A 25,707-nucleotide genomic window follows, 5' to 3' on the forward strand; every position below is an offset into this window, starting at 1 on the left:
GTGGAAATTAGGTTGTGTAGATGCTCAGACAACTAAATTTCATTGGATACAATTTGTCAAGCACTGATTGTATAGGTTAAGCCTTAATAAATTCAATTAATTCCTTTTTTTGTATTTGACATAAAGCATAAAATTTGGCGGAGGGTTATAAATGGACTTTCATTCAGAACAAAAAACGATAAAAGAAATATTCACATCTGATAAAAAATATATTATACCAAGGTTTCAAAGAGAATATTCATGGACGATTGATGAGCTTACTGAACTATGGAAAGATATATTAACAAATATTCAATATTTAGATGATAGATTTGTTACAAGAAATTACTTTGTCGGCTCTTTAGTTATGGTCGGTGATCAGAGTTCTTCCAATCTACAAGTTGTAGATGGGCAACAAAGATTGACTTCAATTACAATTTTATTTAGCGCACTTGTTCAAACATATAAAGATTTAGATGAGGAAAAAAAAGCGAATGGTTGCTATAATTTTATTGAGGGAAAAACTCCTGATGACGATTCATATTTTAGACTTGAGAATAAAGCTTCTTCTGATTTTATTAAACAAGCTATTCAGTATGAAAAAAAAGAAGATTTAATTCCGAAAAAAGCTGAGGAAAAAAACTTAGCATTTGCATATAATTTTTTCAAAAAAAAATTAAAACAGCAAGATTTAATTGAAGAAATGAATCATTATACTAATTGTGGAAAAGACAAAACAAAAGAAAATCATATTAGATGTGTTACGGCAATTAGAGACCAAGTACTTGCTTTTAAAACCATTTATATAACAGAGCCGAATGAAGATGAGGCTTATAATATTTTTGAAACATTAAATGCAAAAGGCCTTGATCTTTCAATGGCTGATTTGATTAAAAATCAAATATTTAAAGTACTTAAGGATCAACATCCAATAGATTATGCAAAGAATCAGTGGAAAACTCTCTTGAAGAATTTACAAGAAAGAGAGAATCAAATTGATATTAAAATTTTTATGAGGCATTTCTGGATTTCAAAGTATGAACATACAACTGAAGCTAAAATCTATCAGTCCTTCACTAAACATGTCTCAAAAGATAATAAAAAAAATATGAAGTTATTTTTAGACCAGTTAGTGGATGAATCAGAACAATATAAATTAATAACCTCACCAACTACAGATGATTGGAAACAACAACAGGATTTAGAAATTTATCAATCTTTGCAAGCTTTAAGTGTTATGAGGGTGATTTCACCTCGACCTTTACTTTTATCTTTGTTAGAAGGAAAGAAAGATGGGAGGGTCTCATTAGATTCTATTAAAAGGGCTTTTAGAGCAATTGAGGAGTTTCACTTTGTTTTTTCAACAATTTGTTCGTCGAGTGCTTCAGGTTTAGAAAGTAAATATTCTAGATTTGCTAGAGATTTTAGGAAAGTAAAGAATAAACAGGAAAGTAATAAGGTGATAAAAGAATTAATCAATGATCTTTATGAAAAAAAACCAATCTATGACGAATTTCAACAACAATTTGTAAATAAGTTGCGTTTTTCAGATTCCTATACTAAAGAAAAAAAAGTTATTCAATATTTCTTTAAGAAAATGGAAAGATACTACAGAAAGAGTAATGAGTTGGATATAACTAACATTAGTATTGAGCACATACTACATCAATCTAAAAAGGTTGAAGAAGCCTACTCTATAGGTAATCTATTACCACTTTCCCAAGAGCTTAATACAAGATGTGGAACAAAAGCTTACTCTGATAAGGTGAACATTTATAAACTTTCCAATTTTAAAGTTGTTAATGAGTTTGTTAATGAGTACGATGGAAGAACTGATTGGAATGTAAAAGATATAAGAGATAGATCGTTATCGCTTGCTTCGCTAGCTTATAATGAAATATTCAAAATTAAATAACAGATTTTGAATTTATTGTAGGGACCTTCTTTTAGGTTGGTCCCTATTTAATTAAACCTGAACTTCAAAAAATGAATTGATTAAATCAGACATGTCAAGGAATACAAGTGCTTTTTCTTCCACCAATTTGGTGCGCGTTGTTTTTAGCAAGAAACTCAGTAATGTAGAGTCCTATAGCTGATTTGTTAACGTCTGTTTTCGAAATTTGGGTTAGAATTAAATCCCACTTATTTTGTTTTTATTAGTTAATCTCTCTAAACAAATCCAAATCAGATTCACTTACATCAGCGCTTAACGTGATTCTAATGGTCTGTCTAACCTCCTCTAACGATTTCCTCGCCGCGCTTAGAACATGACTTGGTTTACTTGAACTACATGCTGAACCAGATGAAAGTGCAATGAAGCTGGATAATTTTTTTAGCAGTAGCTCATTATTTACACCGATAAATTGAAGGCTAATTAATCCTGGAATTTTATCTTGTGTGTCGCTATTGAAAGTAATCTTGTTACCTAAATTTGTCTTAAGAATATCGACAAGATAATTTTCCAACTGAGTTAGACGCTGAACATTTTCCTCTAGCTTCTGTGATGCAAGCTCAGCAGCCTTGCCCAATCCAACAATATTGTGTACAGCGAGAGTTCCACTCCGATAATTGTTTTCCTGTCCTCCTCCGTGAAGGAGGGGGGTTAGGCGAGTGAAAATCTCTTTCGATTGTTTCCGTATGATGGCGGCTCCGATGCCTTTGGGGCCGCCTATTTTATGTGCTGACATCGAAAGGAAACGAATTCCTTTGTGTTTCCGCAAATCAACGGGTACTTTTCCGATAATTTGAGTTGCATCAGTATGAAAGAATAACCCGTTGGCTGCGTATAATTTGGAAAGTTCACCAATAGGATTCAGTGAGCCAATCTCATTATTTCCCCACATAAATGAAGTGAGCAGAGGTTGGATCTGGGTAACTGCTTCTGTGACATTTTCAATAATTACTCTTGCAAAAGAATCGACATCAAGGAATTTCGTACTGAAACCACGATCACCCAAGAATTGAACTGTTTCGAGAACAGATGGATGCTCGGCAGCAGAAGTCAACAAATAATTGGATGCGTTCTGTCTATGACCGTAGTAGTCAGCAACGCCTTTAATAATCATATTATTGCTCTCGGTAGCTCCACTTGTAAATACAACCTCGTCTGGATCACATCCTAATAGTTGAGCGACTTGTTGGCGAGCTTTAGCTACAGCTTTTTTAGCATTCTCTGCCAGAGAATAAAACTTACTGGATGGATTACCGTACTCCTCCTGAAGATAGGGAAGCATTACTTCTAAAACTTCAGGATGGATTTTGGTTGTGGCGCTATTATCCAGATACAACATTGGGATCACTACTTTCGTTAAGATAACAAATTACGAATGAATTTTTCGTAATTTCCTGCGCTTTTATACTCTGAAGCCAAAGTGCGTATGCCGCGTTCCAGATGAGCGTTAAAATAAGAAGGGAAGAATTCTTCATCTGTTAATTCGCGACCAGCGGCTTGTGTAACCATTGCACGAAAGGAGTAATCAAACTCTCCTGTAACTGTGCTCCGATTCAATACAAGACCATCTGTAAAATCTTTTGTAATAGGTACAATTGGATTACTTGAGTCATTATTTCTCAGAGATAGAGCAACTGCATACCGGATCAAAATGTTGGGAGTAATACCGGTTGAGGCATGAAGTTGTGTTAGCGTCTCTTTAGCATATTTGGATGTTTTTAATGTAAAGTTCATGAATTTTGTCCCGCCTCTCTAATGATATCAAAGTAGCGGTCTTTTACTATTACTGCGCTTTCTTGTGAGGCATCATATTCTAGCGTGTAACAACGAGCCGTAATCTCTTCAATCACATGAAATTGTTCTGACGTGATTTCAGAATCCGTTGTGAACATAAGGACTTGTTCTCCACAACGCGGGATGAAATGTTGAATAAGGGACTTTTTGTGGTCCTGGTCAAGTCTTCCCATGAGGGTATCGAATACAAACGGCAGTTTCCAACCTGAAACTCTAAACATAGCTAGTATTACTGTTAACATCAGCATTTCTTTTTCGCCAGCAGAAAGACGTTCTTTTGAAATTTCTTGGTTCATCAAGTTATATAGCTTTAATTCGAAAGTCGTGTGATCAATATGAATTTGTTTTATGAAATCTTTCTTACGGAAGAGTACGTCAATCATACGCACAGTTTCATTAGCAACGTCATCAAGTTTTTTACGCCATTGGCGTTCTCTAAAACGTTGACTAACTTTTAGTAATTTCTCAGTCATTTCATATGACTTTTCAGATTTATGATATTCTCGAATCTTGTCTTCTACTTTTTCTTTTTGCAGTATTTTAGCATGCAAGCTTTCAGACAGGGCTTGAATTTCTAACTCAATTTGTTCCATCATCATATTGTGTTGCTCAGCTTGTTTTGTTTTCTGTTCAATTCGTTCCAGAAGTTCCTTGAATTCACTGGCTTGATCATTCGTTTCTAATTGGGTTCTTAATTCTTGAGATTCTTTTAACAAGATAGCATTTTCATCGAAACGGCTAACATATTCGGTTACATTTAGTGCTTGAATTTGTTTATTCAAATTATGAATCTCGCTACGCTGCTCAAACGATGCACGATGAATTAATTTGGTTTGATCGGGTTTTATTAAATTCAGTAGACCTTCAAATACAGATGTCACTTCACGTTCATCTATCTCTTTGCTTGACCCAAGTACATTATTAAGAAGAGAAGCTAGCTTTTCTTCTACTAGTGAGTTTGCAACATAATCGTATGACTCAAATTGCTTTTCTCCATTTAACTGATGATATACTAGTCTGAGTTGTTTCCTCGCTATAAAGAAGGGAAGAAGAGATGAGACGAAATGCCGTACATGTTCTGAATTCGTTTTGCGTTTGTTCTCAATGATGTTTATTCTAGAAACAATTTCTTGTCTTTTTTCCTGAAGTAGGCCACCGTGAATTTCGAAATCCTTTTTATCTTGTTTAATAGCATCATTCAGATTGCTTATCTCTTCTTCATGCAGCACTGTAAGCTGTTGTTTTTCGTCGATTGTTGCTTTGAGTTGATCAATTTCAATCTCGAGTTGTTCATACTGAGCAACTTCTTCTGCTGCACTGGCATTTTGCTGAGCATATTGTATTCGGTAAGTGTTCAGATCCTTTTCCAAATTTACGAATAGATCCAGATTAAATAGGATTTTACCTGACTCTTTCAAGTACTCTGGAATTTTTTCTTCAGAAACAATACGTGAAATATCCTCACCATCAAAAAGGCAAAGTTCAAATAATTTTGGAGGCATTTCTTCACGTAATCGACTCTGGAAATCAGAAGTTTGTTGAGCAGATAAGAATTGATTATCACGTTTAACTGCAAAACTCTCACGAATACGATCATTTTTTATTCGCCAGCTTCTTACTAATGAATATTCATGTAATTCAAAATCCTCAGTGGAACTGTAATCAAGAGTAATCTGAAATGCGTCAGTCACATTCTCATTAATTGCTTTACGATTCAGTAATGTTCTAATTTTACGATAATAGGGTTCATTCTCAGTAACAAAACCATATGCCATGGAGCCAAATAAAACGATTCTTAAGGATTCTAGTATTGTCGTTTTACCAGCACCATTTTTCCCACCAAGTAGTATTACGTTACGGTTAGTCGTTGTACGAAAATCAAATTTATTGAGCTCTCCATGGTAAGCACCTATGTTTCGGAGAGCCAGTTTTTGAATGTGCATTGATTATTAATCCACCTTTATAAATGTAAGAAATCTTGTCTGAGTGTTTTATCAAATGCCTGGAATAGTCCTCTTCTTACTTTTACACCGGAGTATTCTTTCTCAACAGATATTAATTCTTTAAGAAGATTAAGGTTGACTCCTTCTTCTTGACAGAGAGATTCTAGATCGGTAACTTGGTCTTCTTTGAATACAGGACGATCATTTTGATGCCAATCGTAAACTATACCTGTTTCTTCTTCGACGATCAGAGGAAGTCGATCTTCCCACTGTAGGTCGTCATTCCAATATTTCCGAATCGCTTTAAGCTCTTCAAATGTGATTAATTCAACGTTAGGGTCATGCATTTGGCGAATTTCTTCTTGAGTTTGTAATAATTTTCGAAGAATTTCTTCCCGAGCTTTCATTGTGAAAGGACCGACGCCAAAACGTTTAGGAAGAGCATCAGGATTCTCATCATCAACGATCAAAATATCCAATTCCTCCACAGATGCAAGGTTAATTTTATTTTCTTCAATATAATGCTTCATTTCAGATTTGAAGATTCTAGGGTAACTCAAATCATCAGGATCTATGCCGCCTAAATTTGTTGTCAGATAGACTTCGCCATTCATACGATGTTTTTGTCTTTTCGTACGATCTTCACGTATTTGAACAAGGAAATTTCTAAAATCATATAATGGACGCAACCAATCTACACCGTTATTAATAAATCCGCTTAACGCCTTATCTTCATTAACAACTGTACATGTCCAACACCCAAAACGACTGTTTCCACAAGAACCTGCACTTTCTTTTATCTCTTTGTCTACCACGAGAGGGCATTCACTACTTGAATCTTGATAGAGTTGAAGCAGTTCATTATTATCATCGCCCCATGGTGACTCATACTGCAATAAAAATTCCCACACATCATCAAGAGTGTAGGAGCGAATCGGAGCAAAAACAAATGCGTTTCGAAGTGTAGAGTGGCGCATTAAATTTGAACCTTCTATAGTATGAGACTGCATTACTCCTGCTCTTGTAGAACTTTCGGAATCTCGAACTCCTAGTAACATAACCACTTCACCAAACTGATCCACTTTATCAAGAATGAAGCGGTTAGCAGGCTCGATTTTCAAACGATCCGTACACCATCTGAACTTTTGACGAGGAGTAGGATAACCTTTTCCAATAATAGAGGCCCAAAAGGTTTGCTCAACTTTTGGACGTACCTTGTGTGTTTCAATAGGCAAACCTACAGCGAGTGCTTTATTTTGTATGCGTCCAAGAGTTCGCGTGATTTTGTCTATAATTAAAGGAGTTTCTACTTGAGTATCTGATGAAATGACGTACACTTTTTTCTTCAGAAGAGAAGGCTCTAGCTCGGATAAGGCTTGAAAGACTAGCTGTACAACTGCCGTTGAGTCTTTTCCCCCACTGAAACCTACGACCCAAGGCTTCTCATCTGCTAAATAGACTTCTTTGACTAGTTCTTTGGCTTCAACGAATTTGCTTCCAGTATTAAATATATTAAACATCAGTAGATGTACCTTCTTTTATTTTATTTTCAATTTTCTGCTCGGCTTCTGTTAAGGGGAGCCCTAGTTTAAATTTTATGAGATTTGCAGTCAATTGAATGGTCTCATTTGTCTTGTTAATACGTCCGGTTTGTCCATAAGCACGGCCTAACCAATCCGCTTTATTATCGCGACTCCAGTCGATTTTGGATAGTTCTTTTACGTACAATTCCCATTGATCTGCATGATAACGATAAAGATATTGGCCAACTATACCAATAGCTTCGAGGAATACACCATGCGCTACAACCGAACCAATACGAAGATCTCTTGGCGAGGTTCGCTTATTGAGTACATCTTGCCATTCCAATATAGAAACACAAAGTAGAGCCCAGAACTCAGACACAAATTTTTTCTCGGGTTCTGAGATTAACTCACCTTTGCGCTTACCTAACAGTTTACAGATCGTATTGAAAATGTGATTCAGAGCAAACAATTTAGGAGAATTTTTGGACAAAGACACTTTCTCACGATCCGTATATCGCTCCAATAAAGGAATTTCATTAATTAAACTTTTAGTGATCAAAGATAGTTGATCACGGTGATCGTATAGAATTCCGATTGAAGATGTGGTATTCACTGCATGACGATTCAAATCCGAAAACATTTGCTGAGAGCGCAGAAGTCCAAGGTCATGAAAGAATACTACGGATATCGTTTCGTCACCAAGTTCAGGCGAAATTTTGAGAGCTTCTTCAATAGCTGCACGTCTATGTTGACCGTCATTAATGAGAAATTGAGCATCTAAAGAAATATTCAAATAACCAAGATCTTTAAACTCTTCTGATTGTGGCTGGAAAATTAGCTCGCCGTTTACTGATGCAGTTAACGAAGAGAAAATATAATCTTTAGGATTCTCAAGAATATAATTCGTAATATCCGGAATTCTTGATTTATTCATTAAACGTTGTGCACGGTGGTCGGCCGGAATTTCCTCCTCATCAAAAAGAAATATCCTAGGTATTAATTTCAATGGGCACATTACTGTATAAAAATCTCTTCCAGCTTGAATCCCGCGAATCGCTGGAAAACTATAACTGAAGTTCATAGGCATCCCCCTGTTTTACGTACGTAATAACGTAGAATGTATATTGATTTTATCGTAAGACGAACAAATGTTCAATGTCTAAATTACATAATAAAGTAAATATAGTACGTAATTACGTGAATAAAAGATGAAGGAATAATGAAAATAACGAGGTAACATTCCGGTCGTGTACGATCGGCGTGCTCCTCGTTATTTTAGTTTTTATCATAAGTATCGAAGATCTCAGTAATTATATTAAGCACCATTAAAATGTGCTTAGGTTCATGGGTTCTTAATAGAGAAATGATCTTAGTAATATTGGAATCATCTTGCGAGAGATCTTCACGCTCCTTAACGTATGTAAACAGTTCATATACCCCGACATCTAAAGCGGCAGCAATCTTTTCAAGATTTTTTAAAGATATATTTCGTTCTGCTCGTTCAATAAAACCAATGTAACTTGGATTAAAACCCGCATTTTCAGCTAATGCTTCTTGAGACAGATCTCTAGATTTTCTTAGATCTCTTATTCTCGCGCCCACTAATTCTAAAAGTTCGGACATATGAACACCTCTCTTTAATTAGAAGTGTAGAGAAAGAATCATCGTTAATTAACCAATAGATAATAAGTAATTTGTATTTAAAACTACTATGTAGTAATATTTTGTTTGTATCTTGCCCAAAAGTAAAAAAAACATGCAAAGTATTCGAATGTTATGTGGATTCTAAACTAATAATTTGAGGAGTTGATCAACTTGTATCACGCTTACTCCTACAAGAATCGGCAGAATAATGAATTTGTAAATGGTATAGATGATAAATTATCAGACGTCAAAAAAGATGTATTTGAATATCAACGGCTTTCCCAATATCACATCAAGCTTGCTGCAATTATGCGTGATCATAATCAATTCAAGGCTTGTTTGATTCTCTGTGACTGGGCTCTAGCCTCTATGATTAAAGCGTTGTATATCCATAGTTATCATTCAATGCATCCACCGAAGGAACTCACTATGAACGTAATCTTGCCTCTAGTTCATACAGACGCTGAACCGGGATTGGATATCGCTTTGTTCATCGGTACGATGCAACATATGTCATCCTTAGCGGATTGTCCATATGATCAACCTTTAGAACTGAATAACATCGAAAGACTTTTTCGACGAACGGAAGATATAGTGAGAGAGTTAACCGCACGATTGGTGAATGATTCAACAGAGTAGATTTTTTTTTTTTTAAAACTATTTTTATAAACCTTAGGGTTAAACGATCATGACAACGGAGAAGGACTGCTGATCGTCGGTTCGTCTAACTTTTCGTTCACGGCTCTGAAGACGGGGTATGAATGGAATCTGGCGATGAATGCGGAGGCGGAGCCGTATACGTTTCAGTCAGCTTTGGACAAGTTCATGCAGAGTTTCTACCACGAGACAACATTGCCGGTGAACCCGGATTCGATTGAACTGTATGAGGAAGAGTACCGAAAGTATCACCAGAAGAATCCGGAGATGATCCAGCGCATCACGGAGATGGAAGAAGCGGAGTTTGGCACAGGTCTACCTGAGGACAAAGAAGAAGAAACCGCCGAGCTGTCGCTTGCCCTGATCCAGCCGCGTTTGGCACAGTTGGATGCGCTTGAAGCACTCCATGGCACGATGGAGGAGCAGTACGACAAAGCGATGGTCGTCATGGCGACCGGGCTTGGAAAAACGTATCTGGCGGGTTTCTTCGCCCAGCAGTTCAAGAGAGTGCTGTTTGTGGCTCATCGGGAAGAGATTTTGTTCCAAGCGAAGAAGTCTTTTCAGCGGATCATGACGGAGCGCAGTCATGGGATATATAACGGACAGCATAAGGATGGGGCGGCGGATTGTGTGTATGCTTCAATCTTTACGCTGAGTATGCAAAAGCACCGGGATGGGTTTGCGGTGGATGCATTTGATCTGATCGTGGTGGATGAGTTCCATCATGCGGCGGCGAAGACGTACATGTTGGTGATTGAGCATTTTCAACCGAAGTTCCTTCTGGGCATCACGGCTACCCCGGATCGGCTAGATGGCAAGGATGTGTATGCGCTCTGTGACGGGAATGTGGCTTACCAGATGCATTTTATCGAAGCGATCCGGCGAGGGTGGCTGGCGCCATTTCAATATTACGGAGTATCCGATGACATCGATTATTCGAAACTCCGGTGGATCGGGACAAAGTATGATGAAGAACAGCTCATGGCTGTTCAGTTGCAAGAGGAGCATGTGGAGACGATCTATGCGGCCTGGCTGCGGCACAAGCAGACGAGAACGATTGGCTTTTGCTCGTCGATCCGGCAGGCGGACTATTTGGCTGCGTATTTTCGCAGTCAGGGCGTGAAGGTGCTCAGTCTGCATTCGCGCACATCGGAGATGTCGCGGGAGGAAGCCATTCGCCAGCTTGATGCGGGTGAGCTGGAGGTTGTGTTGACGGTGGATCTATTCAATGAAGGAACGGATATACCGCGTGTAGACACGCTTCTCTTTGTGCGTCCAACGGAGTCACTCACCGTGTTCACCCAGCAGGTAGGGCGCGGCCTACGGCTGGCGGAAGGCAAATCACATTGTGTCATCATCGACCTGATCGGGAACTACCGAAATGCGGATGTGAAACTGAGTCTGCTGGATGTGCGTGGGGAGCTGGAAGGAACCGCGAAAGATCGGGATTCGGCTGTGCCGGAAGTTCCGGCTAACTGTGGAATTCATCTGGAGACGAAGGTGGTGAACCTGCTTCAGGAGCTAAGCCGCAAACGGCTGCCCCGTCGTGAGAAGTTGCATCAGGATTTTCTGGATGTGAAACGAGAGTTGGGGCGTATTCCGACGTATCTGGAGCTGCATCTGATGGGACGTTCGAAGAGTATCGGGTACCGGAACGAATTTGGCTCCTATGTTGGATTTCTCTATTGGGCGGAGCTGCTGTCCCCGGCTGAGGGAGAGGTGTACGTTCGGCATGAGGCGTGGCTGCGTGATGTGGAGAAGACACTCATGAACAAAAGCTACAAAATGATCGTGCTGCTGTACATGCTGGAGCGAGGCGATGCGCACTGGATGGACCCGATCACACCGGGGGAGATGGCAAGGTTTTTCCATACGTACCTGACGGAGAAGGAGTACCGGAAACGGAAGGACTTTTCGGACAAAGGCAAACTTGCGATCTGGGAGTGGAATGAGAAGACGGCAACACGGATTGAAAAACTGATAATCGACATGCCAATGTCTATGTGGAGCGGGGCGAAGGGTAGTATGACCCGTTTCGAGGATGGCATGTTCTCGCTGAATGTAAAAGTGCAGGATACGGAGGAGAAGGCGCTACTGTATCGTTGGACGAAGGAGATTTGTCAGTATCGTTTGCATGCGTATTTTGAGCGGGGGACGGGGAAGTAGAGAAGAAGTTCTTATACAGTCAGTCAAACTGAAATTTTACTTGGCAAATAAAAAATTACCAAGAAGAAAAAGCAAAAAGCGTACCACTATTCCAATGGTACGCTTTTTACTTACTTGAAATTAACTTCTTGTAGTTCACTTATATTATTCGAATAGGGGAACTGTCTAATAATTGTAGAAAGACCGAACAACAAATATATCAACTTAAAAAAGATTAGATATTATTAATATTATAAGAGGGTTTTATTATAATTTATTGAATAATATATAATATATGGAAGTGGTATCGTCATAAGGAGGTGAACTATTTAGACCTATTTTTTATTAAAAAGTAGATTGTGCCAGAAACTAGTCCAGCTAAGATAAGAAGGCTAACAACGAGAATAAGTATATTATTCCACACAATATGCATTGTCGAAACCCCTTTCATAATAATTTTTAGGAGGTATTTAAAGTGAAGAAGATCAGTATGTTATTGACATTATTCTTGGTTTCAATATCCATTTCCGTTCTTTTTACTAATTCAGCCCACGCAAGTACAGGTGAGGAAGATACATCCTTAAAAATACAAAATATACTAGATAAGTATGAAGTGAACGAACCATTTTCTGACGAAGATACACAATATTTAAAAGAAAACTCAGCTTTAAACAATAATATAACATATATTCAAAATAAAGGGGACGTATCAGTCTTTTCGGTCTCAAAGAAATTTTTCACAGGTAACAATAAAACATTAGCTTTAACTGGTTATGTAGAATACGATAACGGATTCGGTAAAAATAGCTGGAATTTCTATATGGACGCATGGGACACAGCTGGCATAAAAAGAAACATCCGAGCAGAAGTTAAAATTGATTGTGTGGGTATTGTAAATTTTGAAACTGGAGCAATAGGTAAAATCTATAACAATACAGTAAGCCAGACATCATCTGGCAAAGTGGATTTCCTTACCTTAAATAAGTCTGATTCATTCACAGGCCTACCGATGTTTGTTTATTATTATCCCAAGGCTACATTTGACGGAGTTGATTTAACTGGTGAGTTCAGATAAAAACATTTCTAAAAATTAAAATATCCATCACTAACCCATGGCTAAGGTGCTCTAGCCATGGGTTTATTAGATAGATCATTTACATAATGGGCGTTTAATTGATATCACCATTGTTCCGTGTTTTTTCAGTGCGTTCTTTCGGAGGTCATCTAACATCTTTCACCGCTGATATGACTCCACCCTCCACATAAACCATAATCGCTTGATACAAAAACCTCAAAAAAACCTCATCGCCAAACTGATCAAAATAACCCGCATAGCGGCGATCCGTCGTATAGGCTTCCGCGATACATCTCAGAATCTCATCATCACAGCTCATGAACTGTTCCAGGCAACTCTTCCATTCACACACTAACGCTTGCACCTCACCAGAAGCAGGAGACAGATCCTGATGTCTCGCCAACGCATGAAATACCTGCTCCATGTTGACCGAGAACTGCTGGTAGGCTTTTTCTTGCTCTTCCGCAGACAGCTGACTCACGTTCGCTTCGAATTCCTGATATTTCTCGGTATCTCCGTAGACGAACTTTGCCTCAGATTCATATTGCTCTTGAATGGACAGAATAGAAGAGTCGTCAAACAGATGAAGATGAGAGATATCCGTTCCATCCACATACTCGTCCAACTGGTCGATGATTGTTTCGAGCTTTTGTTTTCGTTGAACGAGTGTACTCCGGTGCTCTCTCAGGATGTCTTTCTGTTCTTCTTTGGAGAGTTGCATCATGGCTGCAATGTCTTTCAAGGAGAAATTCATTTCTTTGAACAACAGAATCATCTGCAGATTCCCCAGTGCCTCTTGATCGTAATACCGATAGCCATTGTCCTCGACTTTGCTCGGTTTTAATAGATCCGTTTTATCATAATAATGTAATGCGCGTTTGGTGATGCCAGTGATCTGAATGATATCTTTAACGGTGAAATAGGGTGTCTTCATTCCAAAAGTCCTTTGTTTCAGCAAGGATGACACTTGCCGGAGTGATGGTTGCTTCGGTGATCGGTGTACCTGTTTTGTTCAGATAATATTGAATTAAGTGATAACCGCAGGCATAGCCAGCCGCATAGGGCATACCTACGGGCGTGAATTTTTGCATGATGGCAAGTTCATCGCCGTATAGATACGGATTAATCTGGTCAAAACCGGTGACATGCAGCTGGTCTTTCATCTTTGGTTTGATTACGGTATTCAATGTCTCCATATCCGTTTTGGCTACCCAGGGGCCTAACAATTCTTCTCCATACAGGGATGTGGCAAAGCTCTCGGCCAGCCCCTCGCTAACAACCATCTCGCCAAGCGTAATCTGTGGATTCCACTGGATATATTGATACCTCACGTTATGATTGCATTCATGGGCTAACACGGATTGGATACGAGGTAGAGTATATCTACTCGGGATCAGGTTCGCAATAATATAACCGGGGATTCCACCATCTCCGCTGATGCCTTCGTTCATCATGAGTGAAGGGCTGTTCTTATCGCCTAATAAAATCGTGTATAGATATTCGGAGACCGATAGCTCAATCCCGTGCTCTGTAAAGGTGGATAGACTCGTACAAACAGCTTCATGACACTGTTGCCAAAATGCTACAGACGAGATTGCTGCTAACGATTCGTTAATCTCAGGTGTGATATCTGCGGGAGCGATATTCATAAAGTTATTCATCATGATCACATCGAAGCCGTGAGGCTCTTGAGAGCGAAACGGGATCTGTTGAATGTTCCATTTGTTCATGAATGGACTCATCATTCGCTCGCGGTATAACTCCAATTTCTCATCGGGTGCAGCCTGGACGATCTCCTCATAGATTTGATCTGAACGTAACGCGGTAATCTTCATCCTTAATCTCTCCTTCATGTAAGCTTGAGATCATTATCAAGTATGACCTAACGTAACAGTCAAGCGTTGATGTTACGCTGCTGGCTCTCTGAGTGATTCTTCATCTTCAGTGCGAATATCAGAGCAGACAGGATGTAGATCAGGCTTAACAAGAGGTAAGGGAGTTGCAGCGAGAATACGCGATCAAATGTCGTCCCACTAACCCGCACCAATAATCCGCCAAGAAGTGTACCAATGGCACTAATGCCAAAGGACAAAAAGCGAAACACACTTCCAACCCTGCCGAGCATCTCATTAGGAACGGAACGTTGCAGGATGGAGGAACGGGTAACATTGTAGACAATAATGAAAAATGCAGCACAAAAGTACAGTCCGCCTACCATATACGCATTTGTAGTTAGACCCACCGCACCGTAGATGATTCCCATGCACAGAATGGAGGAAATAATCAATTGTTTTGTACTCCATTTCTTGCGCATATAAGCAACAGCCTGACTCCCTACAATGCTGCCGATCGTTGCGATGGAGATAAGGATACCGAATGCAAAGGCATCCAACTGAAGCACATCTCGTACAAAGAAGATCTGAGTAGCCAGAATGATGGAATACATCAGCGTAATGGTGACAGACAGAATGGCTAATCCACGGAGAAAACGATCATGATAGACATATCGAATACCGGACCACATCTCACGTTTCCAATTTTTCATCGGGCGAACTTCCTTCTTGGTTGTTTCCGTATCCCCTGGGTAGAAGTTTCCCTTCAAACTGATTAAAAAAAGCAGAGCAACTACAGCCGTTACGGCGTCTATGGCAAAAGGAAAAACAATATGCAGGGTGATAATGAACCCTCCCAGGGCAACGCCCAGAATATCACTTGTGATTAACTGTCCGGCGGTGAACTGCCCATTCGCTTTCTCCAATTTGCTCTCATCTACCAGTTGAGGGATGACCGTCTGCACCGTGCTGTCGAATACAACTCGGCTCAGGCCAATACCAAACATGAACAGAGCCAGAATCGGAATGCTCACCCATCCTCCCCAGATGCATAACGTTAGTCCAAGCAGAAGCATCATTCGAGTAAAGCCAGCCCCAATCAGCATATGTTTGCGTGAGTAACGGTCGATGAGGACACCAACAGGAAGACTGAATAGTAGCCAGGGTAAACGAAGTGCCGTCATGGTGACAGAGGCATACAGCGTATCGCTTGTAAGGGTTGATATGAGCCAAGGAACCGCAGCAAGTGTAAGTCCATCACCCAAAAATGTAAGCGAAAATGCACCGAATAACTTGGTATAGTTTGACTTGATTTTCATCGTTCCCTCCACCAATAAGATGTTAAGCATAGCAACTTCGAGGTTGGAAAATAATGTGTTTTCACTTAAACCAAATTTAAGTTATTACAAAATGGTTTTCAATCCTATTTTTACATTAAATAACTTCACAAAACGCTTACAAACTTTCAATTCTACCCTACCTTTTCCGCTACGAAGCTGAGATAATGGGAGAGGAATAAGGTATGAAACAGACGCGACAACCACGTTCATCAACAGCCAAAAAATAAAAAGCTGCATATCCATAGGAGGATTATTAATGACGACACAACCATTGAATCTGATCCAATCCACGGAGGGCCAAGCGCTGCTTGCCCAAATGTATGGACAATCACAAGTAGAGGAACAGACTGCACGTTACACGAAGCTGAACGCAACGTTCGAAGAGTACTTCGGCCCGCAAGAGGGAAGCAAGTTGTTCAGCGCAGCAGGACGCAGCGAGATTGGCGGCAATCATACGGATCATAACCATGGTAAAGTGCTGGCGGGCAGCATCACGCTGGATACGATTGCAGTGGCAGCACCAACTGCGGATTCCGTTATTACGTTTTACTCAGAAGGCTATGACAAGAAATATGTAATCGATCTCACGGATCTCACGCCAAATACGGAAGACGATGGCACAACAGCATTGATTCGCGGTATGGCTGCGGGATTTGGAGAATTCGGATATAAGGTAGGCGGTTTCCAGGCGTATCTCTCCAGTAACGTGTTCTCTGCATCAGGAGTGAGTTCTTCGGCTTCATTTGAGATGCTGATCTGTACGATTTTGAATCATTTCTATAACGATGGAGCACTGGATGTTGTGACCTTGGCCAAAATCGGTCAGTATGCGGAGAATCACTATTGGAACAAACCTTCCGGTCTGCTGGATCAGATGGCTTGTGCGTACGGCGGACTCATTGCTATTGATTTTGAAAATCCTGCACAGCCAGTCATCGAGCCTGTTCAGTGGGATTTCCAACAAAACGGCTACTCATTGGTCATTGTGAATACGGGCGGTAACCACGCCGATCTGACGGAAGATTACGCTGCTGTGCCATATGAGATGAGAGCGGTTGCTCAGGCGTTGGGGAGTGAGTATGTTCGGGAAATTACTACAGACGCAATCTATGCCAACCTCAAGAAGGTTCGTGAAGCAGCTGGGGATCGTGCCGTACTGCGTGCGCTTCATTTCCTGGAAGAAAACAATCGTGTCGATGGTCAGGTACAGGCGTTACGTGATGGACGTTTTGCTGATTTCCTGAAACTGATTACAGCGTCTGGTAATTCGTCATGGAAGTGGCTGCAGAATGTATATCAGAGTGGTGCTGTGAAGGAGCAAGAGATTGGCATTGCGCTGGCTGTGACGGAGAATTATCTGCAAAACCTGGGTGACGGCGCTTGTCGGATTCATGGTGGTGGATTCGCAGGGGTTATTCTGACGATCCTTCCGAACGAAAAAGTAGAAGATTATATGTCATGGATGCATGACATGCTGGAAACGCCGATTATCGTCGTTAATGTGCGTGCGCAGGGTGCAGTATGCCTGAATGCATTGATCGCTAACGCTGGCTAAACGGCACTCGGTTAAATAGTTCTAGCATCATTCAACGAAGTCCGGGCCATGCCCGGGCTTTTTGGGTTGTTCATTTTTTGAAAAAAACTTCAAACCTTGAAGGTCCGTAATGTGTTAATTATGTAGTGTAGTAGCTTAGTTAGGTAGGTAGTGACTAGAATACAGGCGTATTAATGATGGTTCGAATAGGTGAGAGGCTGTATCTCAATAATGTTCTCATGGGAGGAAGGATCAGATGATTACACCTACGGTGGCTGGGCAGGAAGAGGCTCAATTATATGAGGAGTTGCAGCGTGCGATTGAAGATGTGGAAGAGGGCGAGCAGCGGCAAATAGTTCTCAATCGGATGATCAAACAGCTCAGGTTCGCCAAGTGGCGCAAAGATCGGATGCGCAAGGTTGATGCATATTGCCAAAGGATCAAGCCCGCGTCGCTTTGGATCATATTAGCCACAGGCGCACTGGCACCAGTCTTGCTGTTTAGCATGTTCATTTGGGTATCGTTGTGGGTGGAATGAAGAGGAAATGGAGAGAATAGGTTGAGGTTAGTCAGTGACGGGCCTAATTATCACACATCTACTTAAGAGGTTTGATGTCTTCGGGCACTGAGCCTGTTTTGACTTCATAAGTATCATAATCCACCATTGAGAATATTTCTTGGGTTTTATTTCCTTTTACGTACCCTGTCAGTGACACCGTATGAGACAAGTCAGACGGAATGAACTTGTGGCCTGTAAACTCAACATCAATTCCATAGGTTTCTTTAAAATAAGCTAGGCTTGCGATCTCGGCTTTTTGTACAATTTCTTTTTGCTCGTTGGACATACAAGCACAAAATACAGTGATACTTAAACCAATTATTATTAATAGCGTTAGAAGTGTGCGATATTTTTTATTGAGCACATCTACCACTCCTTGTTGGAACTTATTTGATTTTCTTGTCGAGTAACTCTTTCGGTACAACAGCTGTTTGAACTTCAAATGTATCATAATCAATTATGATAGTGATTTCGGTTTCCTTATTATTTTTAACATGTCCACTCAAACTAATATTGTGGCTGAGATCTTTCGGCATAAATTTATGATCAATGAATTCCACTTCAGTATTATAGTGATTAATGAAGTATTGATGACCCACTTGAGTGGCTTCTTCAATAATCTTGTCTTGATTCGTTATAGAGTTACAACCTCCCAATATAAGGGATAAGATTAAAAGTATAAAAGATACAGATTGAATATTATTAAAAATAATCTTAAACCTCCTATATATGTTAACTTAGCACATTATAATATACTTTAACTTTTTAGATCAGTAAACAGAGAAGAGTTTTTATGGATACCTATATAACTGATAATAAGATATAAGGAAATTTCGGAATTGCCTTATTTTAATTTTTACGAAGGAGAGAAGATTTCGTAATGCTGATCAGTATCAACATTAATATTATTTATATGTAGATAGCAGGAGGGAAGTGGACATAGACAGAATATTCCGATCCTTGTCGGATTTACGAAGAGCTGTTTCAACAATGCGAGCAATTGCAGCAAGGACTCGTGCAACAGGAACAGAAGATACGTACGATTCATGGAAGGTTGCAGCAGGATACAGTAATTGTAATTGTCTATATCTGCTCACAAGTAAATAGTCAGATAGGAAGTAATCCTCCCACCTAACTATTTACTCCCTTGGGTAAGCAGTACTATAACTGATTAGTGTATATCAGTAGTATTCCTGTTCAATGTTTGAATTTTCTCTTGAATATACTGGTGGTAATCACGGAAGCTGCTGATGTGATGCAAGGAATCGGAGTTCTCAGACTGGATCTTAATTTTACCGTCCTGAGGCAATTTTTTCATCTCAGCAATGACGGATTTGGAACCTTGGATATCACTGGACATGTCTTGAATTCGCTGTAATAATGCCGGATGTCCTTCATACTGGAGCATTTCGGCGAGCGGTCGCATTTCCTCCAACTTTTGGCTCGATCGTTCAAGTGTGGTCATCACTTTGTCTCCATCTGTACTTGCACTAAGTGAAACCATTCGGTGGATATGATCTTTTTCCATACGCTCAAGTGCCTCGAGATGAGAAGCTTCTAGTCGTTTGGGATCGCTCCAACTCTCCGACCGAACGGTGTCATTCTGTTGCTGGGAAGCATTATTCGCAGTGCCATTACCACAGCCCCATAACAGAGTTGAGAACGTTAACACAGCTCCAACGGCGATGATACTTTTTAACCTCATACTGTCACTCCTTCGATAATTTCCTGAAGGTAGTATGAGCTATAATATCCAAAATCATGCTTATTCTCTTCATTTCTTTCCCAGTATGTAATTGAATAACCTTTTAAAATCGAGAGTACATATCTTCGCAAATTTTTGTAGCCTGTATTTTCACGTGAAATTGCAACGGTACGTAACGAGGTGAAAAATAATGAATCTATACACTAATAACATTTGGCGCTGGACCATTAACCTCCTGTATCCTGCCATTATCTTTGTCTTCCAGAGCTGGGGACCGATATTGGATTCCTGGACAGGTCCTATTTTGTTCGTCGCGCTGTTCTGCTTTCTATGGAGTGATATAAAAGATATGTTCATCTCCACGGGATTGACATGGTTTGTTGCCATCCCGTGCTGGTGGTATTGGATTGAACGTCCGAAGCCATCCTTCGGTGCAGAACATTTTGCCGCACATCTATGGTTAATTGTACTTATGTATATTGTCTTTGTGCTCATTCCTCAGACGTTAATCCTGACTACTCGGTTGCGGGTAATGCATTATTATAAGAAGTGAAAGTTAGTTGAGAGTAAGCGGCCGTTGGATGTCTTTTTTTAAATAAAATGAACACATGGGAGAGAGTTCGATTGTTGAGCAAAGATATAAGAAGAAAAGAAATAAGTTTCTTGTACATCATGATTTTCACCTTAATATATGGTCTGACATTACTGATCTGGCCATTGATCGCATTTGGCATGGGAATGTCGCTCGCTGCACCCACTCCTTCTGAGTATCAGGTGGCAAGTCGTTTGGAAGGCAAGATACTGATGTCATACCCACTTTGTGTTATTGCGGCTTTGGTTTCGGGATGGGTTTCTTATCATGAGAAAAGATACATCTTTCCTTACTGGATCATGCAGTTGCCATTGTTATGGATCGCTGCATGGATGCTGGTAGATTACTTCGGGACAGCACTATCTGACATACCATTTCTACGATAATTAATTGTTTATAAAGATTCAATTTTTAAGGAGACGTTAATCTATGCTCAAGACACGCAACCGTAAACAGGTAGCGTACGTGTTGTTCTTTGTATTGCTCGCTGCAACTTTGTTTTTGATACGCTCTTGTGGTCCGCAGGACCTCGATTCAGTGCTCAGCAAGAATGGTATTAATGCCGAACAGGTGAAGCTAGTTACAACTATTGAACCGCGAACACAATTGGTATTATATAAAGATCTCACTACGAATAACCTGACTCCTGCTTTGATCCAGCAAAAGATGTGGTTCTCCGAACTGGCCAGAATAGGCGGTGGTCTGCAGGATAATCCGGTCGAGCCGCTTTCTTCTCATATATCAGGATACGAGGAGTCCAAAGGCAAAATGATCTATATTATATACGGGTATCTCCACGATGCTGACATTACCCAGGTGCATATTCGCTACGAACCAAATCTGGCATCTTCACGGTTGGAAGCGGAAATCGTGGAATCATCTTCCGATCAATCCAGCCGCAGGTTGTGGTATGCGGTAATCCAGCGGCCGATTCACGAGATGATATGGGACATAAAAGGGTTGAACGACGAAGGTCACGTCATCTACTCATCTCTCGATAGTGAGGTTAGGAGGTAACATATGAGTCGTTTAAAAAGAATCAACAAGCCATACTTCATCTTCCTCATATGGAATGTACTCATGATTGGTGCTGTTCGTGGATTAACCTTCCAACATGAGCCTGGTAGAGGAGTGTCTGGTAACGGTAACCTGGGACTTCTAGTGTTAGCTCCATCTCTTCTGACCTTCCTGATTCTATGTATTTGGACGACAACTTTGTCCAAATGGTGGTTATATGATCAGCGTCAGCGCTGGGGAGGAAAGGTGCATGTCTATGTACCCTTGACTGCTCTCCTACTGTGTGTGTTGTCAGTCTTTCTGGAGTTACGTATTATCGATGACTTACGAATGCAACTCAATGGATTTACGAATGATCCGAATTCGGCAGTGTACCGTTTTGGCTGGCTGAACCAATACACGAACACACTGTTTTACAACGTGCCGATCCTGCTGTTTGGCCTATCTTTCTCCATATTGATAGGCTGGCTAATGGAATGGAAACTTCGCAGTAACAGATCCGCATGATTCGCATTGCAAACGAACGACATCCATCTACACAAACACCCCTTATCCGGCTCCAGACGGACAAGGGGTGTTTTACGCGTTTCCTACACTTTCCGTTTATATTTCCCTGTATACGGAATCGTGAGATGGATTTTCAGATCCTGAATCGAGTCTTCGGTAAGCATCATCTTGCTGCCATTGTTTGATAACTTACGCCAGAGCTTTGGATTTTTGCGATACAGCTTCTCCTGAAGGCCGTAAATATCGACACCACGCTCAAGGCCATGACGATAGGTCTGCATGATCTGCTCACGTAACTTCACTTCACTAATCTGGATCATCTCTTCATAAGAGGTGGGTACCAGGTATTCGTACAGGGCGGTGAGGTATTGGGCGTCAATGTTGAACTTGACCTCTTCCCCATGAATGACAGGTTTAATTTTTATTTTTGGCAAGCCTACACTGAGTGCTCCATAGATCGTTTCATCCTTCTGCACAAGCAAGGGAGCACGCCGCATGTCCTTAATTAGCCAGTGATAACCGGGAAGCTGACTGCGTGGAAAGTATTCAAAGTCATAGCCAGTCTTCTCAAAAAAGGCCCCTTCCACCAGAAACAAATCATGTTTCTTCTCATTCTCAGCCCACTGGGTATTGTTCAATGCAAGACTCGGCAGATACGTCGTGGTAGCCGGATCATTATGTGTTGCAATGAGTTTAAAGCTAAGCACAGGCGGATACAACGATTCTTCCATGTACGTCGGGAGCGGGTTGTGAAGAATGCTGTCCAGTGGCGACATATTATACATGGACGTTGCACTCAGAATTTTCTCCAGTGGCTCTCGTGTTCCATACACCCAGGTTGTATAACGGGATTCTGGAAAACGTCCCAGCATGTCGAACACTTCTTTGATGTGTTTGCTAGTCAGCACACCTTCGGCCATAACGATGGCTGTCACATGCCCCCAAGCCATGTGTAATTGAGCCGTACGGAACAGTTCGTTCAGCGCCAGACTCATCGTTTTCCCTTCGGCATGTCCGACCCATACAGGTGGTGTGTCTGCACTTTTGGTTGAACTTTCACTTTTGGCGACACTGGCAAAATCCAGTGTTTGTACATACAGGTGATACATGCCGTCCTTATAATCAATCCCAAAGGCTTTGGCGTAGTCTACCTGTTGAATCTCAAAGGCACTCCAGCATCCGCTTGTCATCACGCACATCGATAGGCTTAACAGACCCAGCAAACATCGCTGTAACAAGTGTTTCATCGTCCGTTTCCTTTCTTACGCGGTTCTTGAGTCTCAAGATAGACGGGTCTTCGTTTACCTAACCCCTTTGGCAGTTTGAATAATGAAGCTATCGCTTGTTTGAAATGAAGCGGTGTTAACGGCGTGAGATACGGAATGCCAAATGATTTGAGATCGGTCAGGTAGATGAGGAACAGAATCAACGACAGGATGAACCCATAGATGCCGAGGGATGCCCCCAAGACAAAACAAAGGAACCGCAAGATCAGCACAGAACTGGTCATGACCTGATTCACAATGGTTGCTCCAGCTACGACGGTAACTGCGATAATGACAATCATAAGGGGAGAGACCATGCCGGCTCGAATGGCGGAATCTCCGATAATCAGACCTCCAACGACCGTTAATGTCTGGCCGATGGCACTTGGTAAACGTACCCCCGCCTCTCGGAACAGCTCCATTAGCAGCATAATGAGAAACATCTCCACTCCCGATTCCATTGGAAGTCCCATGCGTCCAACCGATATCGTCGCGACTAGAGGAAAGGGGATCTGATCCATATGAAAGGATGTCAGCGCAATATAAAAGCCAGGCAGGAATACGGTGATCATCAGGCCAAGAAAGCGCAGCATCCGTCCTACGTTCACAGGCAAGAAGGGAAAGCTGGCATCCTCCGGTGATTTGAGCAAAAGAAACAGATTGACTGGCCCAATAATGGCGCTGGGATTACCGTCTACAATGAGGATAAAACGTCCATTCAGGAGACATTCTGCAGCAAAGTCAGGCCTGCCCGTATAATGGGTGACGGGAAACAAAGTAATCTTCGAAGGCGACAGCAATTCTTCCAGTTCATTGGCGGTCAAGATGCGTTCCGTCTCAATCTTACGCAACCGATCCTGGACGTCTTCGATCAGCTCCGGATTGGCGATATTCTTGATATACATCAATGCCACCTTGGTTGCAGAACGTGTACCGATCAGTTCGATATTACAGGCCAGTTGGTTCGTACGCAGACGGGTGCGTATCAAGGCAACATTGACGGCAAGGGGTTCGATGAACCCATCTCTTGCCCCACGAATCGAAACTTCGGTGGTTGATTCCTCCGGTGTTCGAGTAGGGATGTTAGATATATCAATACTCCACATGGTTTGCAGGGAAGGAATACAGATCAACATATGGCCTTCAAAAACACGGAGAGACATCAGTTCAGTTCCAAATGCCGGATCTTGCAGATCCATTCGGGTCCAATCCAGGCTGATGCACTTTTCAATGTCGGATGTACGGATAAAGTGTGTATTTTCATATGTTCGTTTGAGTTCCGGGAGAATAATATCGTAGATCGCTTCACTATCTACCATACCGCTGCAATAGGTCATAAGGAGTTGCATCGGAGGTTCTCCGATCATATGACTATTGATGATGACATCGTCAGATCCGGCAAAAAAGGTATTCAGGTTATGCTCGTTCATTCGGAACGGTTCAACGTCAGGATTATTCTTGGGCTGGGTTGAGATCGGCATGATCGGGAGCCTCCTTGTCCTTTTTATGGATTAATGCGGCAATGGTCAATATTACGGTAACGATGGATACATAAGCGAGCATGACCGGGAACTGAATATGATCCACGTAATAGTCGACGTAATCAATGCGCCACCATTGCATCGCCATGAAGCTCATGATGACGGTAATGGTAAGGATGGCGATATATCGTTTCTTCGGTCTGCGGAAATTCAGCAGATCCACGATGAGATACATGGATATGGCCACCCTTGCAAAGGAACCACTAAGCCACTGATAGATGGACAGAAAATCAACGTGTTGCAACAGTTTGCCTATATTCACAAGTTTCCATTGCTCATAGGGACTGTTTCGTTGTTTTGCTGCTTCCTCGGGACCAAATTCCACGATGGCTCCGATCGTTGGTCCTATCGCCATACTGAGCATAAACACGCCTAGGATCAGAACATGCCACCAACGAATTTTGCCTTTGACTTCATGTTGGAATAACATAAGAATCCAGATTTCCATAAGACCGGCTAAGGAGTAGATCATACCCCGCCACACGGGACCCATGCCGTTCTCCATAATCGGGAACAATAGACTGTAGTCTTTGTATTTCATATTGGCGGACATTACAAAATAACCAAGCAAAATGACAAAGGGCAGCAGCAGACTGGAAGTCATCGCAATGGAGCGTATACCTTTAGCCGCTGCCCACGCGGCAACCAGTGCTCCGCCACCAGCCAGAACGTAAGGTGGCGTGAATTGAAGATATGTGGATACGGTCCAGTTGGTTGTCTCATACAACGTATGTGTGCCAAGCGTGAATAGCAGAATGGAAGCGGAGATCCGGAAGATCCAGGAAGGTACCGCCCCGAATTCTCGGGTAATCCAATCTGTTAATCGCTGTCCACGTACTCGCCGAATGATGATATACATCATACATAGGAACAACATGAACAATGGAGCGGCGGCTACAACAGACAACCATCCATCTCTGCCGCCCGCTTCGAGAATTGCTGGAATGGACAAGACATGGCAGACTAGTCCGGCACTTAATAAAATGATGGAAAAGGACAACCAAATGGTAATTTGACCTTTTTCACGACTCATGGGAATCCTCCTTTCCAATGAAGGAAGTTTCCGTTAGGTTGTACAGCATACAGGAAGTTGATTCCTTT

General features: G+C 41.3%; 24 protein-coding genes. 10 read left to right on the top strand and 14 right to left on the bottom strand.

Features of this window, described 5'->3' with window-relative positions; translation table 11 throughout:
• Nucleotides 1-151 precede the first annotated feature (151 nt).
• Nucleotides 152-1,894 (top strand): DUF262 domain-containing protein, encoded by a 1,743-nt coding sequence (locus tag QNO02_RS04845; protein WP_289391284.1) that lies wholly within the window; start codon nucleotides 152-154, stop codon nucleotides 1,892-1,894.
• A 241-nt stretch (nucleotides 1,895-2,135) separates the two neighbouring features.
• Here the strand turns inward: QNO02_RS04845 and QNO02_RS04850 are convergent, their stop codons facing one another.
• From QNO02_RS04850 to QNO02_RS04875, 6 genes are all read right to left on the bottom strand, one after another.
• Nucleotides 2,136-3,269, bottom strand: a complete 1,134-nt coding sequence (locus tag QNO02_RS04850; RefSeq protein WP_289391285.1) for a cysteine desulfurase family protein — start codon at nucleotides 3,267-3,269, stop codon at nucleotides 2,136-2,138.
• Nucleotides 3,270-3,286: 17 nt separating this feature from the next.
• Entirely contained in the window at nucleotides 3,287-3,664 is a 378-nt protein-coding gene (locus tag QNO02_RS04855) for a DndE family protein (RefSeq protein WP_289391286.1), read from the bottom strand.
• The gene (dndD, locus tag QNO02_RS04860; RefSeq protein WP_289391287.1) at nucleotides 3,661-5,667 is read right to left on the bottom strand and encodes a DNA sulfur modification protein DndD; all 2,007 of its coding nucleotides are present in this window, start codon (nucleotides 5,665-5,667) and stop codon (nucleotides 3,661-3,663) included. The genes QNO02_RS04855 and dndD overlap by 4 nt, the downstream gene beginning before the upstream one ends.
• A 17-nt stretch (nucleotides 5,668-5,684) precedes the next feature.
• Nucleotides 5,685-7,187, bottom strand: a complete 1,503-nt coding sequence (gene dndC / locus QNO02_RS04865) for a DNA phosphorothioation system sulfurtransferase DndC (protein ID WP_289391288.1) — start codon at nucleotides 7,185-7,187, stop codon at nucleotides 5,685-5,687.
• Nucleotides 7,180-8,274, bottom strand: coding sequence for a DNA sulfur modification protein DndB (gene dndB, locus QNO02_RS04870; RefSeq protein ID WP_353959104.1), 1,095 nt, complete (start codon nucleotides 8,272-8,274; stop codon nucleotides 7,180-7,182). Before dndB ends, dndC begins: the two co-directional genes overlap by 8 nt.
• Before the next feature lie 194 nt (nucleotides 8,275-8,468).
• Nucleotides 8,469-8,816 carry a helix-turn-helix domain-containing protein gene (locus tag QNO02_RS04875; RefSeq protein WP_076332993.1) on the bottom strand — a complete coding sequence of 116 codons (348 nt, stop codon included), beginning with the start codon at nucleotides 8,814-8,816 and terminating at the stop codon, nucleotides 8,469-8,471.
• Between the two features lie 192 nt (nucleotides 8,817-9,008).
• Here QNO02_RS04875 and QNO02_RS04880 point away from each other — a divergent pair, with 192 nt between their 5' ends.
• From QNO02_RS04880 to QNO02_RS04890, 3 genes are all read left to right on the top strand, one after another.
• On the top strand, nucleotides 9,009-9,476 hold the full coding sequence (locus QNO02_RS04880) for a hypothetical protein (RefSeq protein ID WP_289391290.1): 468 nt from the start codon (nucleotides 9,009-9,011) through the stop codon (nucleotides 9,474-9,476).
• Nucleotides 9,477-9,611: 135 nt separating this feature from the next.
• Nucleotides 9,612-11,660 carry a DEAD/DEAH box helicase gene (locus QNO02_RS04885; RefSeq protein WP_289391291.1) on the top strand — a complete coding sequence of 683 codons (2,049 nt, stop codon included), beginning with the start codon at nucleotides 9,612-9,614 and terminating at the stop codon, nucleotides 11,658-11,660.
• A gap of 454 nt (nucleotides 11,661-12,114) precedes the next feature.
• A complete protein-coding gene (locus QNO02_RS04890) occupies nucleotides 12,115-12,714 on the top strand; it encodes a hypothetical protein (RefSeq protein WP_289391292.1) in 600 nt (199 codons plus the stop codon).
• 145 nt (nucleotides 12,715-12,859) lie between these two features.
• Here QNO02_RS04890 and QNO02_RS04895 read toward each other — a convergent pair whose 3' ends face one another.
• The 3 genes from QNO02_RS04895 to QNO02_RS04905 are packed head-to-tail and all read right to left on the bottom strand — an operon-like array spanning nucleotide 12,860 to nucleotide 15,865.
• On the bottom strand, nucleotides 12,860-13,648 hold the full coding sequence (locus QNO02_RS04895; protein WP_289391293.1) for a MerR family transcriptional regulator: 789 nt from the start codon (nucleotides 13,646-13,648) through the stop codon (nucleotides 12,860-12,862).
• A complete protein-coding gene (locus QNO02_RS04900) occupies nucleotides 13,623-14,549 on the bottom strand; it encodes a DUF2268 domain-containing putative Zn-dependent protease (RefSeq protein WP_289391294.1) in 927 nt (308 codons plus the stop codon). The genes QNO02_RS04895 and QNO02_RS04900 overlap by 26 nt, the downstream gene beginning before the upstream one ends.
• 59 nt (nucleotides 14,550-14,608) lie before the next feature.
• A complete protein-coding gene (locus QNO02_RS04905; protein WP_289391295.1) occupies nucleotides 14,609-15,865 on the bottom strand; it encodes an MFS transporter in 1,257 nt (418 codons plus the stop codon).
• 277 nt (nucleotides 15,866-16,142) lie between these two features.
• Here QNO02_RS04905 and QNO02_RS04910 point away from each other — a divergent pair, with 277 nt between their 5' ends.
• Both QNO02_RS04910 and QNO02_RS04915 read left to right on the top strand, forming a co-directional pair.
• A complete protein-coding gene (locus QNO02_RS04910; RefSeq protein ID WP_289391296.1) occupies nucleotides 16,143-17,441 on the top strand; it encodes a galactokinase in 1,299 nt (432 codons plus the stop codon).
• Nucleotides 17,442-17,676: 235 nt separating this feature from the next.
• Entirely contained in the window at nucleotides 17,677-17,958 is a 282-nt protein-coding gene (locus QNO02_RS04915) for a hypothetical protein (RefSeq protein ID WP_249911714.1), read from the top strand.
• A 58-nt stretch (nucleotides 17,959-18,016) separates the two neighbouring features.
• Here QNO02_RS04915 and QNO02_RS04920 read toward each other — a convergent pair whose 3' ends face one another.
• The gene (locus tag QNO02_RS04920) at nucleotides 18,017-18,343 is read right to left on the bottom strand and encodes a DUF1433 domain-containing protein (RefSeq protein WP_133386559.1); all 327 of its coding nucleotides are present in this window, start codon (nucleotides 18,341-18,343) and stop codon (nucleotides 18,017-18,019) included.
• A gap of 807 nt (nucleotides 18,344-19,150) precedes the next feature.
• On the bottom strand, nucleotides 19,151-19,684 hold the full coding sequence (locus QNO02_RS04925) for a hypothetical protein (protein ID WP_133386561.1): 534 nt from the start codon (nucleotides 19,682-19,684) through the stop codon (nucleotides 19,151-19,153).
• A 190-nt stretch (nucleotides 19,685-19,874) separates the two neighbouring features.
• Between QNO02_RS04925 and QNO02_RS04930 the strand changes: the two genes are divergently transcribed.
• The 4 genes from QNO02_RS04930 to QNO02_RS04945 all read left to right on the top strand — a co-directional run bounded on the left by QNO02_RS04930 (nucleotide 19,875) and on the right by QNO02_RS04945 (nucleotide 21,800).
• On the top strand, nucleotides 19,875-20,237 hold the full coding sequence (locus QNO02_RS04930) for a hypothetical protein (RefSeq protein WP_133386562.1): 363 nt from the start codon (nucleotides 19,875-19,877) through the stop codon (nucleotides 20,235-20,237).
• A gap of 71 nt (nucleotides 20,238-20,308) precedes the next feature.
• Nucleotides 20,309-20,662: a hypothetical protein gene (locus tag QNO02_RS04935; protein ID WP_289391297.1), complete on the top strand. Its 354-nt coding sequence runs from the start codon at nucleotides 20,309-20,311 to the stop codon at nucleotides 20,660-20,662.
• A 43-nt stretch (nucleotides 20,663-20,705) separates the two neighbouring features.
• Nucleotides 20,706-21,293, top strand: coding sequence for a hypothetical protein (locus tag QNO02_RS04940; protein WP_133386564.1), 588 nt, complete (start codon nucleotides 20,706-20,708; stop codon nucleotides 21,291-21,293).
• 3 nt (nucleotides 21,294-21,296) lie between these two features.
• Nucleotides 21,297-21,800, top strand: a complete 504-nt coding sequence (locus tag QNO02_RS04945; protein ID WP_289391298.1) for a hypothetical protein — start codon at nucleotides 21,297-21,299, stop codon at nucleotides 21,798-21,800.
• An 83-nt stretch (nucleotides 21,801-21,883) separates the two neighbouring features.
• On the opposite strand, the gene QNO02_RS04950 is transcribed toward QNO02_RS04945, so the two are convergent.
• From QNO02_RS04950 to QNO02_RS04960, 3 genes are read right to left on the bottom strand one after another with little or no spacing between them, the layout of a single operon-like run.
• Nucleotides 21,884-23,047: a Ger(x)C family spore germination protein gene (locus tag QNO02_RS04950; RefSeq protein ID WP_289391299.1), complete on the bottom strand. Its 1,164-nt coding sequence runs from the start codon at nucleotides 23,045-23,047 to the stop codon at nucleotides 21,884-21,886.
• On the bottom strand, nucleotides 23,044-24,546 hold the full coding sequence (locus QNO02_RS04955; protein ID WP_091034427.1) for a spore germination protein: 1,503 nt from the start codon (nucleotides 24,544-24,546) through the stop codon (nucleotides 23,044-23,046). The genes QNO02_RS04950 and QNO02_RS04955 overlap by 4 nt, the downstream gene beginning before the upstream one ends.
• On the bottom strand, nucleotides 24,518-25,639 hold the full coding sequence (locus QNO02_RS04960) for a GerAB/ArcD/ProY family transporter (protein WP_133386567.1): 1,122 nt from the start codon (nucleotides 25,637-25,639) through the stop codon (nucleotides 24,518-24,520). Before QNO02_RS04960 ends, QNO02_RS04955 begins: the two co-directional genes overlap by 29 nt.
• Between the last annotated feature and the right edge of the window lie 68 nt (nucleotides 25,640-25,707).

The sequence above is a fragment of the Paenibacillus sp. PK1-4R genome (assembly GCF_030369595.1).
Classification (GTDB): domain Bacteria; phylum Bacillota; class Bacilli; order Paenibacillales; family Paenibacillaceae; genus Paenibacillus.

Coding starts and splice junctions, on each gene's coding strand:
- QNO02_RS04845 (WP_289391284.1), top strand. CDS start 152: ATGGACTTTCATTCAGAACAAAAAACGATAAAAGAAATATTCACATCT.
- QNO02_RS04850 (WP_289391285.1), bottom strand. CDS start 3,269: ATGTTGTATCTGGATAATAGCGCCACAACCAAAATCCATCCTGAAGTT.
- QNO02_RS04855 (WP_289391286.1), bottom strand. CDS start 3,664: ATGAACTTTACATTAAAAACATCCAAATATGCTAAAGAGACGCTAACA.
- dndD (WP_289391287.1), bottom strand. CDS start 5,667: ATGCACATTCAAAAACTGGCTCTCCGAAACATAGGTGCTTACCATGGA.
- dndC (WP_289391288.1), bottom strand. CDS start 7,187: ATGTTTAATATATTTAATACTGGAAGCAAATTCGTTGAAGCCAAAGAA.
- dndB (WP_353959104.1), bottom strand. CDS start 8,274: ATGAACTTCAGTTATAGTTTTCCAGCGATTCGCGGGATTCAAGCTGGA.
- QNO02_RS04875 (WP_076332993.1), bottom strand. CDS start 8,816: ATGTCCGAACTTTTAGAATTAGTGGGCGCGAGAATAAGAGATCTAAGA.
- QNO02_RS04885 (WP_289391291.1), top strand. CDS start 9,612: ATGAATGCGGAGGCGGAGCCGTATACGTTTCAGTCAGCTTTGGACAAG.
- QNO02_RS04895 (WP_289391293.1), bottom strand. CDS start 13,648: ATGAAGACACCCTATTTCACCGTTAAAGATATCATTCAGATCACTGGC.
- QNO02_RS04900 (WP_289391294.1), bottom strand. CDS start 14,549: ATGAAGATTACCGCGTTACGTTCAGATCAAATCTATGAGGAGATCGTC.
- QNO02_RS04905 (WP_289391295.1), bottom strand. CDS start 15,865: ATGAAAATCAAGTCAAACTATACCAAGTTATTCGGTGCATTTTCGCTT.
- QNO02_RS04910 (WP_289391296.1), top strand. CDS start 16,143: ATGACGACACAACCATTGAATCTGATCCAATCCACGGAGGGCCAAGCG.
- QNO02_RS04915 (WP_249911714.1), top strand. CDS start 17,677: ATGATTACACCTACGGTGGCTGGGCAGGAAGAGGCTCAATTATATGAG.
- QNO02_RS04925 (WP_133386561.1), bottom strand. CDS start 19,684: ATGAGGTTAAAAAGTATCATCGCCGTTGGAGCTGTGTTAACGTTCTCA.
- QNO02_RS04930 (WP_133386562.1), top strand. CDS start 19,875: ATGAATCTATACACTAATAACATTTGGCGCTGGACCATTAACCTCCTG.
- QNO02_RS04940 (WP_133386564.1), top strand. CDS start 20,706: ATGCTCAAGACACGCAACCGTAAACAGGTAGCGTACGTGTTGTTCTTT.
- QNO02_RS04945 (WP_289391298.1), top strand. CDS start 21,297: ATGAGTCGTTTAAAAAGAATCAACAAGCCATACTTCATCTTCCTCATA.
- QNO02_RS04950 (WP_289391299.1), bottom strand. CDS start 23,047: ATGAAACACTTGTTACAGCGATGTTTGCTGGGTCTGTTAAGCCTATCG.
- QNO02_RS04955 (WP_091034427.1), bottom strand. CDS start 24,546: ATGCCGATCTCAACCCAGCCCAAGAATAATCCTGACGTTGAACCGTTC.
- QNO02_RS04960 (WP_133386567.1), bottom strand. CDS start 25,639: ATGAGTCGTGAAAAAGGTCAAATTACCATTTGGTTGTCCTTTTCCATC.